Annotated in this window: 18 protein-coding genes and 1 tRNA gene; 10 read left to right on the forward strand and 9 right to left on the reverse strand. The window is 28.6% G+C overall.

Features of this window, described 5'->3' with window-relative positions; genetic code table 11:
- Positions 1-10 precede the first annotated feature (10 nt).
- The 3 genes from J3359_RS00820 (at position 11) to J3359_RS00830 (ending at position 5,736) form a co-directional block, all read left to right on the forward strand.
- Positions 11-2,803 (forward strand): M16 family metallopeptidase, encoded by a 2,793-nt coding sequence (locus J3359_RS00820; protein ID WP_208078822.1) that lies wholly within the window; start codon positions 11-13, stop codon positions 2,801-2,803.
- Between the two features lie 679 nt (positions 2,804-3,482).
- On the forward strand, positions 3,483-4,733 hold the full coding sequence (locus tag J3359_RS00825) for an SGNH/GDSL hydrolase family protein (protein WP_208078824.1): 1,251 nt from the start codon (positions 3,483-3,485) through the stop codon (positions 4,731-4,733).
- Between the two features lie 109 nt (positions 4,734-4,842).
- Positions 4,843-5,736, forward strand: a complete 894-nt coding sequence (locus tag J3359_RS00830) for an IS1595 family transposase (RefSeq protein ID WP_208078826.1) — start codon at positions 4,843-4,845, stop codon at positions 5,734-5,736.
- Between the two features lie 97 nt (positions 5,737-5,833).
- On the opposite strand, the gene J3359_RS00835 is transcribed toward J3359_RS00830, so the two are convergent.
- A tRNA-Met gene (locus J3359_RS00835) sits at positions 5,834-5,907 on the reverse strand.
- A 110-nt stretch (positions 5,908-6,017) separates the two neighbouring features.
- Between J3359_RS00835 and J3359_RS00840 the strand changes: the two genes are divergently transcribed.
- Complete coding sequence (locus J3359_RS00840) at positions 6,018-6,401, forward strand: START-like domain-containing protein (protein ID WP_208078828.1); 384 nt, start codon at positions 6,018-6,020, stop codon at positions 6,399-6,401.
- Between the two features lie 98 nt (positions 6,402-6,499).
- Positions 6,500-7,333 carry an aminotransferase class IV gene (locus J3359_RS00845; protein ID WP_208078829.1) on the forward strand — a complete coding sequence of 278 codons (834 nt, stop codon included), beginning with the start codon at positions 6,500-6,502 and terminating at the stop codon, positions 7,331-7,333.
- A gap of 172 nt (positions 7,334-7,505) precedes the next feature.
- Here J3359_RS00845 and J3359_RS00850 read toward each other — a convergent pair whose 3' ends face one another.
- The 5 genes from J3359_RS00850 to J3359_RS00870 form a co-directional block, all read right to left on the reverse strand.
- On the reverse strand, positions 7,506-8,063 hold the full coding sequence (locus J3359_RS00850; RefSeq protein ID WP_208078830.1) for a YqgE/AlgH family protein: 558 nt from the start codon (positions 8,061-8,063) through the stop codon (positions 7,506-7,508).
- Between the two features lie 94 nt (positions 8,064-8,157).
- Positions 8,158-8,430 carry an HU family DNA-binding protein gene (locus J3359_RS00855; RefSeq protein WP_088324842.1) on the reverse strand — a complete coding sequence of 91 codons (273 nt, stop codon included), beginning with the start codon at positions 8,428-8,430 and terminating at the stop codon, positions 8,158-8,160.
- A gap of 191 nt (positions 8,431-8,621) precedes the next feature.
- On the reverse strand, positions 8,622-9,566 hold the full coding sequence (fmt, locus tag J3359_RS00860) for a methionyl-tRNA formyltransferase (RefSeq protein ID WP_208078831.1): 945 nt from the start codon (positions 9,564-9,566) through the stop codon (positions 8,622-8,624).
- A gap of 1 nt (position 9,567) precedes the next feature.
- A complete protein-coding gene (locus J3359_RS00865) occupies positions 9,568-11,460 on the reverse strand; it encodes a RecQ family ATP-dependent DNA helicase (RefSeq protein ID WP_208078832.1) in 1,893 nt (630 codons plus the stop codon).
- The gene (locus tag J3359_RS00870) at positions 11,457-11,999 is read right to left on the reverse strand and encodes an AAA family ATPase (protein ID WP_208078833.1); all 543 of its coding nucleotides are present in this window, start codon (positions 11,997-11,999) and stop codon (positions 11,457-11,459) included. The genes J3359_RS00865 and J3359_RS00870 overlap by 4 nt, the downstream gene beginning before the upstream one ends.
- Before the next feature lie 96 nt (positions 12,000-12,095).
- On the opposite strand from J3359_RS00870, the gene J3359_RS00875 reads away from it, so the two are divergent.
- From J3359_RS00875 to J3359_RS00895, 5 genes are read left to right on the forward strand one after another with little or no spacing between them, the layout of a single operon-like run.
- Positions 12,096-12,377, forward strand: a complete 282-nt coding sequence (locus tag J3359_RS00875; RefSeq protein ID WP_208078834.1) for a DUF493 family protein — start codon at positions 12,096-12,098, stop codon at positions 12,375-12,377.
- Between the two features lie 10 nt (positions 12,378-12,387).
- Positions 12,388-14,025, forward strand: coding sequence for a peptidylprolyl isomerase (locus J3359_RS00880; RefSeq protein ID WP_208078835.1), 1,638 nt, complete (start codon positions 12,388-12,390; stop codon positions 14,023-14,025).
- The gene (locus tag J3359_RS00885; protein WP_208078836.1) at positions 14,025-14,870 is read left to right on the forward strand and encodes a hypothetical protein; all 846 of its coding nucleotides are present in this window, start codon (positions 14,025-14,027) and stop codon (positions 14,868-14,870) included. Before J3359_RS00880 ends, J3359_RS00885 begins: the two co-directional genes overlap by 1 nt.
- Complete coding sequence (locus J3359_RS00890) at positions 14,836-16,221, forward strand: peptidylprolyl isomerase (protein ID WP_208078838.1); 1,386 nt, start codon at positions 14,836-14,838, stop codon at positions 16,219-16,221. Before J3359_RS00885 ends, J3359_RS00890 begins: the two co-directional genes overlap by 35 nt.
- Positions 16,221-17,174, forward strand: a complete 954-nt coding sequence (locus J3359_RS00895) for an AAA family ATPase (RefSeq protein WP_208078840.1) — start codon at positions 16,221-16,223, stop codon at positions 17,172-17,174. The genes J3359_RS00890 and J3359_RS00895 overlap by 1 nt, the downstream gene beginning before the upstream one ends.
- 64 nt (positions 17,175-17,238) lie before the next feature.
- Here J3359_RS00895 and J3359_RS00900 read toward each other — a convergent pair whose 3' ends face one another.
- The 3 genes from J3359_RS00900 to J3359_RS00910 are packed head-to-tail and all read right to left on the reverse strand — an operon-like array spanning position 17,239 to position 19,326.
- Positions 17,239-17,793: an RsmD family RNA methyltransferase gene (locus J3359_RS00900; protein ID WP_208078842.1), complete on the reverse strand. Its 555-nt coding sequence runs from the start codon at positions 17,791-17,793 to the stop codon at positions 17,239-17,241.
- Positions 17,790-18,584, reverse strand: a complete 795-nt coding sequence (locus tag J3359_RS00905; protein WP_243765968.1) for a DUF3822 family protein — start codon at positions 18,582-18,584, stop codon at positions 17,790-17,792. Before J3359_RS00905 ends, J3359_RS00900 begins: the two co-directional genes overlap by 4 nt.
- Positions 18,585-18,594: 10 nt before the next feature.
- Positions 18,595-19,326 (reverse strand): hypothetical protein, encoded by a 732-nt coding sequence (locus tag J3359_RS00910; RefSeq protein WP_208078845.1) that lies wholly within the window; start codon positions 19,324-19,326, stop codon positions 18,595-18,597.
- Positions 19,327-19,376 lie beyond the last annotated feature (50 nt).

Here is a 19,376-nt window from a genome sequence, read left to right on the forward strand (position 1 = left end):
GAACCTTATTATGAGCATTCTTAAACATACAGTATTGTTTTGTATTGCAAGAATGCTCATTTTTTTTGTGTTTGCGAGAACTTTTTCTCAACACCAATATTCTACCGAAAAGACATTACGCAACAGTTTTTCGTATTACATACAACAAAATAATTATCCTACGCAAAATACGCTTTTTTATTTGGTGGTAAAAACGGGTTCTATTCAAGAAAACGAGCATCAATTAGGCTATGCGCATTTTTTAGAACATATGGCTTTTAAAGGCGGAAAACGCTTTAAAAACAAACCTTTTACCCAATATTTAACGGCACAAGGCTTGCAAATTGGCGTACACTACAACGCAGTAACTAACTACGATTATACTTTATATACAATCGAATTTCCTAAAAAAGAAAACTATGAAATGCAACAAAAAACAATGGCATTTTTTGCTGATATTTTAGACGGATTGCACCTAAACAAACAACAAATAGCAACCGAAAAAAAAATTGTTTTAGAAGAAAAACGCATTGCAAATCTGCCAAGCAACCACTATAATTTTAAATTAGGAAACAGTCTTTACCTACAACGATTAGCAATTGGAACAGATAGTAGCATTAACAACATCTCTCAAAAAAAATTAAAAACGTTTTATAACCAATGGTATCAACCAAAAAACGCAAGAATTTTTGTCGTCGGAAATATCGACACCACAGCAACTGAAACGCTTATAAAAAACACTTTTGCTACGATTAAAAACAACAATACAACTACAAAAAAAGCCGACAAACAATTATACAAACATTTAACATCTGATGTTTTAACAGATACAATTCAATCGAAATCTGAATCGAAAGTACATTTAGAGTGGGCGTTAGCACAAGATTTTACAAATCTGGAAGATCAAGTATCAAAAGAAATTGCCAATCAGTTATTTAATCGAATTTTAGAAAATAGGTTAGATAGTTTGGCAAAGAACGATGTAAAATATTTGTCGATAGGTTTAAATTACTTTGTGGCAGATGTTGGGTATTCATCAATTTCATACAATGCAAAATCTGATATTAAACAAGGTGTTGAAAACGTATTACAAGAAATTCAACGATTGGCACTACATCAAATTTCTGAAAAAGAATTGCAATTTTATGTAAACAAAGCATTAAAAAACATAAAAAATAGACAGCCTAAAAAAGTATCGTCTTATCAAATTATAAATACGGTTGTTGACTCCTATTTAGGAATTAATTTTGCTATGCCAACAAATCAAAAAAATGAATTAAAACGTGTAATTTTACGTAAAATTACACCTGAAATCATTAAAAAAATTGCTAAAAACAGGCTTGAATCAAATAAATTACGTGTTTTTATTGAACCATCTCAATATCCAAAAGAAAGCCTTTCACTACGTGAATTCGAGCAAATAAAAGCTAAAATTTCAGAAAAAAAGCTACAGCCTATCCCCTTTGATTTTTCTGAAGAAAAAAAGAAAAAAAAAGAAAAACATAACACTGTTTATAAACTGAAAACACCTGTTTTAAAAGCACAAAAGCCAAAACAAAAAAGCTATTATAAAAATTTAGGAATTACAAAATTGCACTATAAAAACGGAGTTAAGGTGTATTTAAAACCGATAAAAAACCATAGCAATGAAGTTAAAGTTGCTGGTGTTGCTAATGGCGGAACTTCGATTATTCCTGATAGTTTGTATTATCAATACGAATTTGCGGTTTCGTATATGGAGTTGGGTGGAATTGCCAATTTAAACCCAAAACAATTAGAGTCGTACAACGAAGATAAAAATTTTGGCGTTTCATTTATGATATCTGAATATGAACGAAATATTTATGGATATTCAAAAACTAATCAAGTTAACGAGTTTTTAAAATACTTGTATTTAAAAATGACCAAGGCAACTGTAGATACAGTCGAGTTTAAATCAGTCATCAAAGATGAAATTAAAACATTAGAAAAACAAAAGAGAACAATTTTTGAGCCAAATACTTATAATGAAAAAGTCGCCGAATTGAAAAATGTATTTTTCCCAAATCGTAAGAGTGCTACAACTATAAACAATTTTAAAAAATTAGATATTTTTAAAATGCAAGAATTTTACAATACTGCTTTTAATAATGCAAATCACTGGAAATTCATTATAACAGGAAACTTTTCTATTGATAGCATTACACCTTCTCTAAACATTTATTTTGGTAATTTAAGGAAAGGAAAAAATCTGGAAAACAACAATTTATTCAATAAAAATAGTTTCAAAAAAGCACTGAAAATCCCATTAAAAAAAGACAATAAAATAGCCACTACAACTTTTCTGTTTTATGGAAGATATAAACCAACTATAAAAAATAGTGTTTTGGCTTCTTTGGCAGAAAAATATTTAAGATCTAAAATAACTAAAGTATTACGTGAAGAACATGGCTTGGTATATACGCCTATTACAGCTATTAAAAAAAACATACATCCAAAACCGTTTTCTATCTTAGAAATTCAATATAGCTGCAAACCTGAAAATTCTGCAAAAGCCAAACAAATTGTTATACAATCCTTAGAAAAAACAATCGAAACTATATTAACAAAAGAAGAACTTTCTTCATATAAAAAAGGTCTTTTACTACAATACAACGCTGTTTTAACTAGTAGTAACAGTTATAATTGGAATTTTAATATTCTTAAAAGTTTGTCTAATAATGAAAATATTGGCGAACTAGAATATTTTCCAGATATATTGCATAAAATTTCTACAAAAGACCTTCAAAGTTTTATAAAAAAAACTATTGATTTTAAAAACATGAAAATAATTTATGAAGATTAAAATCATAGAATTTTGTTGATATTAGACCATTTTATCTTTGAATTTACCACGATAAGTTGTACCTTGTTGTATGTAAAAAAAAATATATTTTATCATAAAAGAGAGTTTACATTTTTTGAATAATGCTTTTTGATAAACTTCAAGTAGTCTCTAACAAGATAGAATAAAAATATTGCGTTATGTAATTTCAAAGAAATATCATTATCAAAGTGATGTTATAAAGAAAGAAGTTAGGAAGAAATAAACAAACAATTCGAAGTAAAAATAATAGATAATGCTTCTTTTTATTCCACTAAAGATAAGGAGTTAGCAAAAAATATTGTCCAGAATTAAATCCTACTGAAAAAATATAACAATGGATGAAAGATAGAATTGCAATGAAGGTTTATGAGACTGTAAATACATTAGAAAACAAAACAAACACTTATATAAATAGTTGAAAATAAGCGCATTAAATTAGTTGCTGAGTGTAAAATTTATCTAAAAACTTTGTGCAGTGTTTTTTAATTATAATGGTATTATTATCAAGTTTTCCCCAAGAAGTAAGAATGAGTGTAGATTTATTAAAATATTAGTTTTTTACACCTACAATTCTTTCCGAAGAAGATATTCTAATTTCTGAAGTATTTTTAGGATAAATAAAATAATATAGAAATAGTTTAAAATAAAATTTAGAGAAATGAAATTAGAAAAAATTATAAATAGTAAAACGTTTTTATCTTTTATTTTTACGATTTGTTGTACTTTTACTATGCTCGCACAAAAAGAAAGATTTAAGACTTCAAAATTAAAGTTAGATGCCTCTAAATATCATAATTTAAGAGGAGGTATTCGAAATTCATTTATCAAGTTCGAACAACAAAAAAAAGGACGTGTCGCTTTTGTAGGAGGCTCAATTACCTATAATGGAGGTTGGCGAGATTCTATTTGTAATTATCTTAAGCAACGTTTTCCTACTACCAAGTTCGAATTTATTGCTGCTGGTATAAGTTCAATGGGAAGTACTCCTGCAGCATTTCGAATAAATCGAGATGTTTTAAATAAAGGTTCCATTGATTTACTGTTTGAAGAAGCAGCCGTTAACGACGAGTTAAATGGACGAACTTCGGAAGAACAAGTAAGAGCGATGGAAGGCATTGTAAGACACGTTCGAGAAAAAAGTCCCACTTCAGATATTGTATTGATGCATTTTGTAAATCCTAAAAAAATGGAAGTTTACAGAAATGGAAAAATTCCCATAGTAATTCAAAATCATGAAAAAGTAGCAAGACATTATAACATTCCTTCAATAAATCTAGCAAAAGAAGTTACAGAAAGAATAGATTATGGAGAGTTTACTTGGAAAGATGATTTTATAAATTTACATCCATCACCATTTGGACAAGGAATTTATTCCAATTCCATCAAGCAATTTCTAGAAAATGCTTGGCAAAAAGATTTTAATATCGATGAAAAAATAATTTCATATAAATTACCAAATATCTTAATAAAAGGCAATTACAATAGAGGAGACTTGTTTTCAATAAAAAAATATGGAAAACAAAAAGGTTGGAAATATACAGAGAATTGGAAACCTTCAGATGGAAAAAGTACAAGAGAAAACTACACAAATGTACCAATGTTACTAAACGATGGTGTTGAAAAAACTTTAAAATTTAAATTTAAAGGAGATACAGTAGGAATTGCAATCGCTGCAGGCCCAGATGCAGGAATAATTGCATGCAAAGTAGATAATGGTCTTTGGGTAAAACACGATCTATACACAAAATGGAGTGCTGGCTTGCACTTACCTTGGTACAAAACATTGGTGGCTGGTTTAGATAATGGAAAACATACTTTAAAAATAAAAGTTTTAAAAGAAAAGAATCCTTTAAGTAAAGGAAATGCCTGTCGAATTCGATATTTTTACGTGAATGGAGAAGAAAACTAAACTTATTTCGAATTTATCGATTTTCAATTTTGTAAAAATAAATTACTCAATAAACATTTTGAGGTCAGTAGATAATTTCATATATTGTAGTCAATAAAATAAGGGAATTATGGATGTTTTTCAAGGAAGAAACCTTTTAGAGTTTACTGAACGCTTCAAAACAGATGATTGTTGTAAAGAATATTTAGCAACTATTAAGTGGAAAGATGAATTCAAATGCATAAAGTGTAGTAACAAAACGAGTCAAATTCGCAAGAATTTTGCACGTACTTGTAATAAATGTAGCCATACAGAAACAGCTTCTGCCAACACTTTATTTCACAAAGTAAAGTTTGGTTTACGTAAAGCTTTTTTTATCTGTTTTGAGATGTCAACCACTACAAAAAGTTTATCAGCAAGTTATATGGGAGTTCGTTTTGGAATCACGGAAAAAACGGCTCGTTTATTTATGCATAAAGTAAGAGAAGCTATGAAATCTAGCGAAAATCATCCAATGAAAGGTAATGTTCATATCGATGAATTTGTAGTTGGTGGTTATGAAAAAGGAAAACCTGGAAGAAGTTATGATAGTAAAAAGAAAAAGGTCGTAACTGCAGTAGAATTAACTGATAAAGGAAAAATAAAAAGAATGTATGCCTTGAAAATAGATAATTTTTCAGCCAAAGAATTAGAGAAAATATTTACCAAACATATTGATGAAAATGCAACAATAACAACTGATTTATGGAAAGGGTATCGTCCTTTATCTAAAGAATATAAGATTACACAAATAGAGAGTGATAATGGTAAAAATTTTATGGCTTTACACACAATGATACATCAAGTAAAATCTTGGATTAGAACAACGTATTCTTGTGTAAGTGACTTTAATATAAATAGGTATTTAGATGAATTTTGTTATCGTTTAAATAGATCTCAAAGCAAGATAAATATCTTTGATAATTTAATTCAAAGAATGGTCAAATCTGATAAAATGTATCAAAACAAAATGATATGTTCTTAACTACTGACCTCAATAAACATTTATAATTTCTTTCTAAACCATTATTTTAAAATAAAAAAAATGCACTTTTAAAAGTGCATTTTTTATAGAAATTGTGTAGCGAGGAGCAGATTTGAACTGCCGACCTCAGGGTTATGAATCCTGCGCTCTAACCAACTGAGCTACCTCGCCTAATTTATTGAGGGTGCAAATATAATTGAATTTTACAGATAAGCAAGAGGTGTTTTTAATTTTTTTTAAATAGAATTAATACTTATCTTGTCAACCTAACAAAATAAATAATGGAAAAAGTAAAATTCGAATTAGAAATTCCTATTCATGCCTCGCCAAACATGCTGTATCAGTATGTATCTTCACCTTCTAATTTACAAGAATGGTTTGCAGATAAAGTCAATTCTAGAGGAAAAATATTCAGTTTTATTTGGGATGGAGTAGAAGAAGAAGCAGAATTAATTACAAAAAAAACAGACGAAAGAATCCGTTGGAAATGGTTAGAAAGCGAAGACGACGAAAGTTTCTTCGAATTAAAGATTCAAGTAGACCCACTTACCAAAGATGTTTCTATAATTGTTACCGATTTTGCCGATAACAAAGATGAGGTAGAAGAAGCAAAACAACTTTGGGAAAATCAAATAGATGAATTAAGACATATCATAGGAGCTTAAATAGCTTTTAAAATATTTATAAAACCAGCAGAATTGCTGTTTTTTTATGCAAAAAATCTTCGAAATTATAGTAGTTTTGTATCTGTAAAAAACTATCAATGATTAATTTTAACGGCGAATTACTTTTTAAAGAAAACGTACAATTATCTATCGATAATAGAGGATTTAAATATGGAGATGGAATTTTCGAAACCATTAAAATAGTAAATAAAAAAGTTGTTTTTTGGGAAGACCATTATTTTCGATTAATGGCCTCTATGAGAATGTTACGAATGAAAATTCCAATGGAATTTACTTTAGAGTTTTTAGAACAAGAAATTTTAAAAACCATAGAAGTACAAGAGGAGGCACTTTCCTTTAGAGCACGATTAAATGTGTATAGAAAAGATGGTGGTTTGTATACGCCAAAAACGAATAAAATAGATTATTTAATTGAAGTTTCTCCAAGCAATAACCAAACAAAAGAAACCTATCAAATAGACGTTTTTAAAGATTTTTATAACTATTCTGGACTTTTATCAACCATAAAAACCAATAACAGAATGGTAAATACATTGGCAAGTATCTTTGCAGATGAAAACGAACTAGACAATTGTATTTTACTAAATGAAAGAAAAGGAGTCGTAGAAGTTGCGAACGGAAATATTTTTATTGTAAAAGACAATCTTGTTAAAACACCTGCTTTAACAGAAGGCTGTATCAAAGGAATTATAAGAAGTAAAGTAATGGATATTATTAAAAATAATAAAGAATTTACTTTAGAAGAAACTGTAATTTCTCCATTTGAAATTCAAAAAGCAGATGAAGTTTTTATCACCAATGCAATTGTGGGAATTCAGCCAGTAACCAATTATAAGAAGAAATCGTTTACAACAGAGTTTGGAAAAAAATTGAATAATAATTTAAGAGTTTTACAGATTGCTGGAAAATAATCTTTAAAATATTTTTAGTGCGTTCGAGCAGACTTGGAGTTTATCTTGAGCGAAGCCAAAGACACTCGCTTTTTATTTGCTTTAGGTTTAGGGCAATAAAAGAGCTCAAACAAATGCTTTAATCCCTAACGCGATTACTCAATTCTATAAATTAAGAAGAAGATAATAATAATCAATTCAAATTAAAATCTTCAGGGGCATTTGCCCATAATTTATAGTTTCCACCTTTTTGAAGTAGTTTATTTTTCCAAAGATCTTGCTCATCTAATGTAAAAACGTTTTCGAAATCATTTTCGGAAACAAACCACGAATTTTCTTTAATTTCATTTTCTAACTGTCCTTTACTCCAGCCAGTATAACCTAAGAAAAAGCGAATATCGCTTTCCTCTAACAAACCTTCGTTTAGCAATTTTTTAAGTTGTTTAAAATTACCGCCCCAAAAAATACCATTAGAAACTTCTAGGCTGCCATCCAATAATTCAGGAATTTTATGTACAAAATATAAATTGTCTTGTTCTACAGGTCCCCCTTCATATACATTAAAATTGCAACGCACATCTGGCACCAAGTCATTAACAGAATATTCTAAAGGTTTGTTTAAAATAAAACCAACTGTATTGTTTTCTGTATGCTCTGCTAACAAAATAAGTGCTCTATTAAAAGAGCTATCGTTTAAAATGGCAGGTTCTGCAACCAATAGTTTACCCTTTTGTAGTTTTACTTTTTTCATCCATTAGATTTTATAGGTAAGATAGGAAAAATATAGAATAAAAAAACTCCCTTAAAAAAGAGAGTTTTTATATTATTTAAAACTGTAATAATAATTAGTTTACAGCATCGCTTAATCCAGCTCCAGCTTTAAATTTTGCTACATTTTTAGCAGCAATTTGAATCGTTTTTCCAGTTTGTGGATTTCTTCCACTTCTAGCAGCTCTGTTAGATACTGAAAAAGTTCCGAATCCTACTAAAGCAACTTTTTCACCTTTTTTCAAAGAAGAAGTTACGTTACCTGTAAAAGACTCTAAAGCTGCTTTAGCTGCTACTTTAGAAATTCCTGCATCTGCAGCCATTGCATCGATTAAATCTGACTTGTTCATAATAAATTGATTTTTAAAATTAATTGAATAAAATATTTTTTTGCTTAAAAGCTTAACAAATATAGACGGATTGTGGGTTTACGCAAATTTGCCCCCCAAAAAAGTGCCCTTTTGTTAATAAAAGTATGCAAATTGTTAATAAAGCAAGTGTTGAAATTCCAAAAACCCTAAAAACCCCACGAATAAAGGCTTTACAACATTTTTGCTTCAGCACTAAAATGAAAGCCATTTAGCAAACTTTTTGCATCCATTTTTTTCTTTCCAGAAAGTTTAATTTCGTCTATAATAATGTATCCTTTATCGACAGCAACTTTCAATTGTTTTTTAGAGCTTATTATTTTTCCAGACTCAAAATTATGGTTTTCTTCCTCTTTTTGAACCTCGTAAATTTTCGCAGAGATTTCTTCGTTATTATTATATATAATTGTCCAAGCTGCAGGAAATGGATTTAAACCACGAATTTTATTATAAATATTCTCTAAAGAATCATTCCAATCGATTCTGCAGTTTTCAGGATTTAATTTTGGAGCAGATTTTTCTTCTAAATGGGGTTGTTTCGTCGTTTTTACATCTCCTTTCTTTATGAAGTCTACAGTTTGGGTAACCAAGTCTGCACCTAAATACATTAATTTGTCATGTAAAGTTCCCACAGTTTCGTCTTTGGTAACTTCCATCTCATGTTGTAAAATAATCTCTCCTGTGTCAATTTTATCATCAATAAAAAAGGTGGTAACCCCAGTTTTCGTTTCTCCATTTACAATTGCCCAATGGATAGGAGCAGCACCTCTATATTCTGGTAATAAAGAAGCGTGCAAATTAAAAGTTCCATATTTTGGCATTTGCCAAACCGATTTTGGTAACATTCTAAATGCCACCACAATTTGTAAATTGGCATTTAAATCTTTTAATTCTTTTGTAAACGCTTCACTTTTTAGATTTGTTGGTTGTAAAATATGTAAATCTTTAGATTTTGCATATTTCTTAACTGCAGACTCATTTAATTTTCTTCCTCTTCCTGCAGGTTTGTCTGGGGCAGTAATAACCCCAACAATTGTATAATTTTTTTCAACTAAATTTTTAAGAATCGTTACTGCAAAATCTGGAGTTCCCATAAAAACGATGCGTATATCTCTCATTTTATTTATTTTGAAATTTATTTTGATGATTTAATATTACCTTATTCAACGCCAAAAGGTTTCGCAAATGTATTAAAATCTCTTGCTCGTTACTATTTAAAGAATCGCTAATTTCTTTTGATGTTAGCATTTTTTCAACCTTTAAAAGAGCCATTATTTTTTTGGAAAGATCTTCTTCTTCAATCATTTTTACTTCCGATAAACAAACATCACAAATTCCACATTTTTCTGAAGTATTTTCATCGAAATAAGAGAGTAGTTGCTTACTTCTACAAAGTGTATCATTTTTTATAAAACTGACTAAATCTTTTGCCTTCCTACTTTTTTGAAGTAAAAACTGTTTCATATCTTTAGAAAAGCGATTAATTGTTATATTATCTTCTCTGGGAACCAAAAATAAAAGTGAAGAAGCCGCTTTAACAGGAATATATTCTACAAATTCTAAATCTTGTAATTTTTTTAAATTTTCGATTACTTTTTTAGAAGTAATACGTGCTTTTTTGGCAATAAAAAACTCATCAATTTTAATTTCATTTTCAAAAAGACCTCCATAAGTTCTTAGTAAAACTCCAATAAAGGTCTTTAGAGATTGGTTTTTTTCTCCGAATTTTAAAATGGAAGAATGGTGTGTCGTAAATTTTAAAGTAGATTTTTTATTATAATTGTCGGTAAGTTCTATAATTCCGTAATTAGAAATTATTTTAAGAACAGCATCTGTTTTTAAAACAGAAAAATTATATTTTTTAGAAAATTCTAAAATATTAAAATCAAACGATGTTTCTGCAATTTCGCCATTTGCAATTCTAAAATATTGATAGAGTTTTTTATGAATTTCTTTAATTTCTGCAATTGTGGGCAACGATTTTTGCAATTGTTCTTTAAACATTAAAATATCGTGCTCGTTATACAAAAGTGCTGCGAACGATTTCTTATTGTTTCTACCAGCTCTACCTGTTTCTTGCACATAATTTTCTACGCTAAAAGGCAAGTTGTAATGTATTACCAAACCTACATTTGCCTTATCTATACCCATTCCAAAAGCATTTGTGGCGACAATTATGGGTGTTTTTTCTGTCATCCAATTGTCAAAAGAAATTTGCTTTTTAATTTTAGATAAACCAGCGTGATAAAAACTACTTTTAAATTTGTTTGCGTTTAAGAAATTAGCAATTTCTTCTGTTTTTTTTCTGGAATTTACATACACAATCGCTGGCGATTTTGTTTTTGTAAAAATTTGCAACAAGCGTTGTAACTTATCTTCAATTTTAAAAACTTGATAAGCTAAATTTTTTCTTGAAAAAGATTTTCGAAATATTTTTACATTTTTTAGCTCTAAATTATCTTCAATATCTTTAAGAACTCTCTTATTTGCAGTTGCTGTTAAGGCAATAAAAGAAACAGTAGCATTTATATCTCTTAGAATTTTTATGTTTCTGTAAGAGGGTCTAAAATCGTGGCCCCATTCCGAAATACAATGTGCTTCGTCAATCGCAACTAAATTCAGGTTTACTTCTTTTAATTTTTCCTGAATCAAAGGCGATTGCAATCTTTCTGGAGAAATGTAAAGGAATTTTACGTTTCCAAATTTTATATTATCGAAAAGTGTTATAATTTCATCTGGGCTATTTCCAGAAGGAATCGTAACTGCTTTTATATGTAATTTTTTAAGATTCTCTACTTGATCTTGCATTAAGGCAATTAGTGGCGAAATTACTAAGCAAGTTCCTTCTTTTACTAAAGCAGGAACTTGAAAACACAGCGATTTTCCACCACCAGTTGGCAACAATGTAATTACATCTTTTTGCTCTAAAACAGCAGTTATTATTTCTTTTTGAGGTGTTCTAAATTCCGAAAAACCCCAATATTGGGCGAGTATTTTTTCAGGAGACATCATAAATCGCAAGAAAGCGAATTTAAAATAAAATTTGTTCTTTTTTCAACAGTTCCAAAAGGTACATCTATAATTTTGTAGCCTAATTCTTCGTAAGCTTCCACTAAAAATTTGTCTATGGTTACAGATTGCTCGAAAGTTTCGTAACGTTCGTTATCTGTGGTGTGAATTTCTTGCCAAGGAGAAAAATGAAAAATACAATCGTATTTATATTTTTTACATTTCTCTATAAAAAAAGGCGGATATGAAGTTTTAAAATAATTCATATAAGCATGCACATCTGGAATTCCTCTATCAAAAAAAACAAGTTCGTGGTTGGTTTTTTCTGCAATTTTGTATTGGTTTTCTCTACCTTCTAATAACATGGTGCTAAAAAGAAGCGGTTCTGTTAAAAAAAGTTGATCGATACCTTCTTCTTTTGCTTTTAAAATAACTTCTCTAGAAATTTCTTCCATACAAAAAAAGTCTCTGGAAATAAGGCTGTTAAGAACAGATGTTTTGCCAGTTCCTGGGCCACCAATAAGCACAATTTTTTTCTGCATTTTACAAAAATAAATCATTCCCTTTATAAAACTAATTTTTAATGTAATTTTGTGGCTTGCTATTTATAAATAGTTTATCAAATTTTTAAGAATATTATGAGTAAAAAAAGCGAATTTTATAGCAAATTAAAAGTACAATTAGACGATACTACTAGTTTTCCTGCAGATTATTTATACAAGTTTATTGTGCCTACGACTAAAAATCAGGTTACAGAAGTAGAAGATATTTTCGACAATAGAGGAGCTGTTATTACCACCAAAAAATCGAAAACAGGAAAATATGTAAGTGTTTCTATTATTTTAAAGATAGAAAATTCAGACGAAGTAATTTCGTTTTATAAAAAAGCAGAAAAAATAGAAGGAATTATATCTTTATAATGTTATTATTATGAAAAACAGCGTTTTATTAATTATTTTTTTATTATTAACGATTACAGTTTTAGGACAAAATAAGTCGAAAACTTTACTAACGATAGATGGCGAAAAAATAACTGTCGAAGATTTTAAACGTGTTTACGAGAAAAATTTAGATGTTATCGATAACGAAGAGTCTAAAGATGTTACTAAAAATTTAGAGCTTTTTATCAATTATAAATTAAAAGTAAAAGAAGCATATCAATTACAATTAGATACTTTACCATCTTATAAAAGAGAAATAGAAACGTATAGAAACCAGCTTTCTGCACCTTATATGCAAGATACTACTTTTATAAAAGATTTGGTAAAGGAAGTGTATGCAAGAACTAAAAAGGAAGTTAAGGCGAAACATATTTTGGTAAGAATTCCTAAAGATGCCACACCAAAAGATACTTTAATAGCCTATCAAAAAATAATGAAAATTAGAAATAGAATTATTAACGGCGAAGATTTCGAAGCGGTTGCTTTTGCAGAATCTGAAGACAATTCTGCCCAAGGCGATCCTAAATCTGGTAGAAAAGGAAATAAAGGAAACTTGGGTTATTTTTCTGCTTTCGATATGGTTTCAGAATTTGAAGATGTTGCCTACAATACTAAAATTGGCGAAGTTTCAAAACCATTTAGAACCCAATTTGGGTATCATATTTTAAAAGTAGATGCCCAAAGACCCTCTTTAGGAGAAGTACAAGTTGCACATATTTTAGTTGCAGACACAACTGCAGTTGGTAAAAAGAAAATAGACGAAGTGTATGCAAAACTTCAAAAAAATGGAAATTTCGAAGCGTTGGTAAAACAATATTCAGAGGATAGGAATTCGAAAGAAAATGGAGGTAAATTAAGAAAGTTCCGAAAAAGAAGAATGTTAAAGTCTATAGAAGATGCCGCTTTTTCACTTAAAAATATTGGAGATTATGCAGCACCAGTAAAAACACGTTTTGGATGGCATATTATAAAATTGGTTAAAAAGTTTCCAGTAAAACCATTTAACGAATTAAAAAAAGAACTTACCAATAAAATTAAAAAAAGCTCTAAAATGCAATTATCGGAAATAACTGTAATTAATAAATTGAAAGCAAAATATTCGATTACAGAAAGCGAGAAAGCAAAGAAAATATTGGATAGAAAAAACATTCGAGCGATTCCAAAAGACTCTTTACAAAATGTTATTTTAAAAATAAACGATAAAGAAATAACACAAGAATCTTTTATTAATTATATTCGAAATAGAAGACACAAACCTGTGTATTTACTGTTTGATATGTTTAAAAATAAAGAAATTTTAGCATATTATAAAGAAAATTTAGTTTATACAGAACCAGAATATGCATATACTTTAAAAGAATACGAAGATGGTTTGTTACTTTTCGAATTAATGCAACAAAAAATTTGGAACGCTTCTTCCAAAGATACTTTAGGATTAAAGAAATATTTCGAGACGAATAAAAATAAATATCCATCTAAAAAGTTGAAAAACAATAGAGGAGAGGTAATGAATGATTATCAAAACTTTTTAGAGAAAAATTGGATTGCAGATTTAAGAAAAAAGAGTAAAATAAATGTAAATAAAAGACAACTTAAAAAACTAATTAAATTTTACGAGAAAAAATAATGAGATTTTTACTAATTGTTTTTTGTGTACTTACATTTTTTTCATGCGACTATTTTAGCGTGAAAGAAAAAGAAACTTCTTCTTCGGAAATTGTTGCCATTGTAAATACAGACAAGCTGTTTAGAGAAGATTTAAAAAATATTTTACCAGCCAATATTTCTAAAGAAGATAGTTTAGTATTGGTAAAGAGCTACATACAAGATTGGGCAATTAAAAAACTTCTTTTAAAAAAAGCAGAAAATAATAGCACATTAGAAAGCCTAAAGGAAATAGATGTTTTAGTAAATGATTACAGAGAAAGTTTATTGATTAATACATATAAATCGGAAATTATCAATCAAAAATTAGATACTATTATTTCGGAAGAAGAGGTAGAGCGTTATTATAATTTAAACAAAAAAAATTTTAAATTAAATGAAGAGTTGGTAAAAGCTAAATATTTATCGTTTGATAAAGATTTAAAGGACAAAAGAGAAATTATACAACTTTTTCAATCAGACGATATTGAAGATTTAGAAGAATTGGAAAGAAAGCAATTAAGTTTTAAAACTTACGATTTAAACGACTCGGTTTGGACAGAAGTAGATAAGATTTTGTTAAAACTACCTTTTTCTAAAGAAAATCTGTTAAAAAAAACAAAATTCATTCAAAAACAAGATTCATTAGGTTTATATTTGGTGGCTATAAAAGATGTTTTATTAAGAAACGAAATAGCACCTTTAAGTTACATAGAATCTAAAATAAAACAAATGATTTTACATAAGCGTAAAATCGAATTAATAAGAGATATAGAAAAAATAATAGTAAAAGATGCCACACAAAATAACAATTTTAAAATATATTAAATTTCTACCAGTTATTGCCTTTCTTTTTATAGGCCCTCAAACACTACATGCACAAAAAGTAAAAATAGATGGTGTAGCAGTTGTTATTGGAAAGAATATTGTTTTAGATTCAGATATATCTAAGTTTCAAGAAGAAGTAAAACGTTCAAGTGAAGGTAAAGTTACTTTTACAGATTGCGAAATGTTAGAAGAATTAATGCAACAAAAACTATTATCACATCATGCAGTAATAGATAGCGTTACAGTAACAGATGCAGAAGTTAATGCAAAAGTAGAGAGAAGTATACAATATTTTACTCAACAATTGGGGTCATTAGATAAAGTAATAAAATCTTATGGATTTAATGATTTAGACGATTTAAAAGGAGAATTATACAGCGTTCAAAAAGAAAATATTTTAATAGAAAAAGAGCAGTTAAAAATTACTGAAAAAGTAGATGTAACTCCAGAAGAAGTTCGTTTGTATTATAATGGTTTAAAAGATGCAGGAGAATTGCCAGAATTTACTGCAGAAGTCGAGTTGGCTCAAATCGTATTAAAAGCGGAACCATCAAAAGAAGAAGTAGATAGAGTTATTGCAACGTTAAACGAAATTAAAAAGGAAATTGAAGATGGCGCAAGTTTTAAAATGAAAGCCGTTATTAATTCTCAAGATCCTGGGGTTGTTCAAAATGGAGGGAAATACCCAATTACAAAAGAATCTAATTTTATTAAAGAATTTAAAGAAATGGCTTTTAGTTTAGAGGTTGGTGAAATTTCTGAGCCATTTAAGTCTAATTTTGGTTATCATATTATGCAATTGCATGAAATTAAAGGAAATACTAGAGTTGCTTCACATATTTTAATGAAGCCTTCAATTCCAGATAGTAAATTAAAAGAAACGCAAAGAAAATTAGAAGAAATTAAGCAAGACATTAAAGATGGTAAAATTACTTTCGAAGATGCTGTTAAAAAATATTCAGAAGATAAAGCTTCAAAAAACAATGGAGGGCTTATTTTAAACCCATATACAGGAGAATCTAAATTCGATTTAACAAGAATGGATCCTGCGTTTTATGCAAGAGTTAATGATTTAAAAACAGGAGAAATGACCGACGTTTTTTATGATGAATCTAGTACTGGAGAAAAAATGTATAAGTTTATCTTAATGAGAGAAAGAACAGATACACATACAGCAGATATTGTAGAAGATTATGTGAAAATTCAAGATTTAGCACTAAAGAAAAAGAAAGAAGAAATTATAGAGAAGTGGTCTAAAGATAAAATTAAAGATACTTATATTAAAATTTCGAAAGACCATGCTTCTTGTAAGTTTAAAAAGAATTGGAAAAAAGAAATAAATAATAAGTAATGTCAAACGTGCAAGCTGTTAAGAATTTAGTTGATAAATACGAGCAACTACAATTTGAAATTGGGAAAGTAATTATTGGGCAACAAGAAGCTGTAAACTTTACTCTATTATCTATATTTTGTGGAGGACACTCTTTATTAATTGGAGTTCCTGGTTTGGCAAAAACATTATTAGTAAATACAGTTTCAGATGCATTGGGATTAAACTTTAAAAGAATTCAGTTTACGCCAGATTTAATGCCTTCAGATATTTTAGGAAGTGAAATTTTAGATGAAAACAGACAGTTTAAATTTATAAAAGGACCTATTTTTTCGAATATTATTTTAGCAGATGAGATTAATAGAACACCACCAAAAACGCAAGCAGCTTTATTAGAGGCAATGCAAGAGCGTTCTGTAACAGTTTCTGGAAACCATTATAAATTAACATTGCCATTTTTTGTATTGGCAACTCAAAACCCAATTGAGCAAGAAGGAACATATCCTTTGCCAGAAGCACAATTAGATAGGTTTATGTTTTCTATTAACTTAGAATACCCAACCTTTAGTGAAGAAGTACAGGTTGTAAAAAATACAACATCAAGTTTTCAAAATAAGATAAATTCCATTTTCTCTGGAGCAGAAATTGTAGAAATTCAGAATTTAATACGTAAAATACCAGTTGCAGATAATGTGATTGAATATGCAGTTCGTTTGGTTGGTAAAACAAGACCAAAATCTCCAGAAGCAACAGAATTGGTAAAATCTTACTTAGATTGGGGTGCAGGGCCAAGAGCTTCACAAAACTTAATTTTGGCAGCAAAAGCGCATGCTGCAGTAAATGGTAAATTTTCTCCAGATATCGAAGACGTAAAAGCAGTTGCAATTCCTATTTTATCTCACAGAATTGTAAAGAATTACAAAGCAGAAGCAGAAGGAGTTACCATTCAAAAAATTATAAATTCGTTGTTATAAAAAACGAATTAGATTATAAAAAAAATACAGCTTTGGCCGTATTTTTTGCGATTTAAAATAAATTTTATGCTTCTTCTTTTATTTCGTTTTCAAAAAAACTAAAAACATTTCCTCCATAACGTTTATCGTAACTATGTTTTTCGTGTGTAGATAAATCTGTGTGTTTAGAATGTTCTACAATTAAAATTCCTTCTTCATTTAGCATTTTTTTTTCAAAAACTAAATTTACAATTTTTAAGAATTGTTCTTTTTCGAAATCGTAAGGCGGATCTGCAAAAATTACATCAGCTTTTAAAGAAGTTTTTTCTAAAAACTTATAAACATCACTTTTATAGGTATTAATGTCTAAGTTAAACGCTTTTGAGGTTTCATTAATAAATTTAATACAGCCATAATGTGCATCAACAGCATAAATGGTTTTGGTACCTCTAGAGGCAAATTCGTAGCTAATATTTCCTGTACCTGCAAATAAATCGATTACAGAAATGGCATCGAAATAATAGGTATTGTTTAAAATATTAAACAACGATTCTTTTGCCATATCTGTTGTGGGTCTAACAGGTAAATTTTTAGGCGCAGATAAACGTCTCGATTTTAATTTTCCAGAAATAATTCTCATTCGCCTAATAGTATAAAATTCGTGTGTGTTTCTAAATTTAATTCTTTAAAAATAGGATTTTTGCTTTCTAAAAAATACAAATTTTTAATGTATTTGTAGGTTATTTTGTATAATCTTGAATTTAAAATGATGTCTCCTAATAAATACAATGGAAATTCGTTAGTATCTAATTTTAATTGTTCTGCAACGAATAAAATATAATATAAAAAATCTTCATTAGAAGTATATGTAAAAGAGTTGTAGAGCAGTAATTTTTTATTTTCTAAAACAACAATATCGAAAGTGGTTTTAGAAACATGTACATACATTGTTTTTGTATCACTCTTATTCTGTTGAATTAACTTATCAATCAATACAGAACTATGATGTTTGTAATTAAACTCTCCAAAATTGTTAAATAGATAGTTGTTTATGTTTACATAAGGTATGTAAACATTTTTTGTATCTATAGTATTAATCTCATCAAAAGTTATAAAATCTGTTGCTAGTGTTTTTATATTTAAATTTAAATAAGAAGATAATTTATCTTCATTAAAATATTCGTTGGGAACTAATGTAGAAAGGTTATTTTGATGAATTACAGCAACATTCGAAAAATCTTGTTGTAAATGAGTATCATTCTTAAAAATATCTTTAATTTTTAACAATAGATTTTCTGGAGTTGCTTGTGTTTCAGGAAAAGTATAAGCAGAGAAATACATATCCTTTTTAGATAATGTATCTTGGATAGAAAAAGAAAATCCATCCAAATTAAATTGGATGGATAAATTTTTATCTTTTGTGTTTTTCAAAATAAGATTGCTATTCTCTTTTCTCACCTTTTTTATCGTAAGAAGTAGGCCAGTTACCACCAGTAGTTACTTCATCTAAAGAACCAACAGAAATATATTCTCCTTTAATTTGATCGGTAGCAATAGCTTCCAATTCTTGTTTAATTAAAGATTCGTTTTCTCCTTTAAGAAGTGCTGCTTTAGGTGTTTTTGCCATAAAAGTAGGTACTACTAAACCAGGTATTTTTTCTACGGTACCAACTTCCAATTCAAATTCTTTTCCTTCTAAACCAGGAACTTTAAACATGTTTTTGTAATCTTTACCTTCAAAATACTTTAAAACAGGCTCATACCCAATAGTATCTGTAACTCTTTTTTCTACATCTACAATAATACCACCACCTTTGTTTACCTTCTCTACAACAGTTCTTGTGTTCGTTAATGCTAATTTAGCAGTATCTACAAAACTAATTAAAGCCGTTTTATTAGCTGTGTATTTTCCAGTCGCTTCGTAATGTTTTACTTCAGCATCTCTAATTATTTTAAGATTTTCTACAACTTTAGCAAATTTTTTAACTTTAGCTTTGTTAAAATTGATGGGCTCCATAATTCCATTGTAAATCTTAATTCCTAAAAATATTGCTACGAAAAGTAGTAATAAAGAAGCTAACCAACGTAACTTTAAAGGTAAAAACTTAACTATAACAATAGCTAAAAGCACAGCTACTAATACTGCTGCTAAAATCATTCCAATTAATCCCATTTTTAATATTTTTTTAATAGTCTTATCGCAAATCTACAATTTTTTTTTAA

This window comes from Polaribacter cellanae (assembly GCF_017569185.1).
In the GTDB taxonomy this organism is placed as follows: Bacteria; Bacteroidota; Bacteroidia; order Flavobacteriales; family Flavobacteriaceae; genus Polaribacter; species Polaribacter cellanae.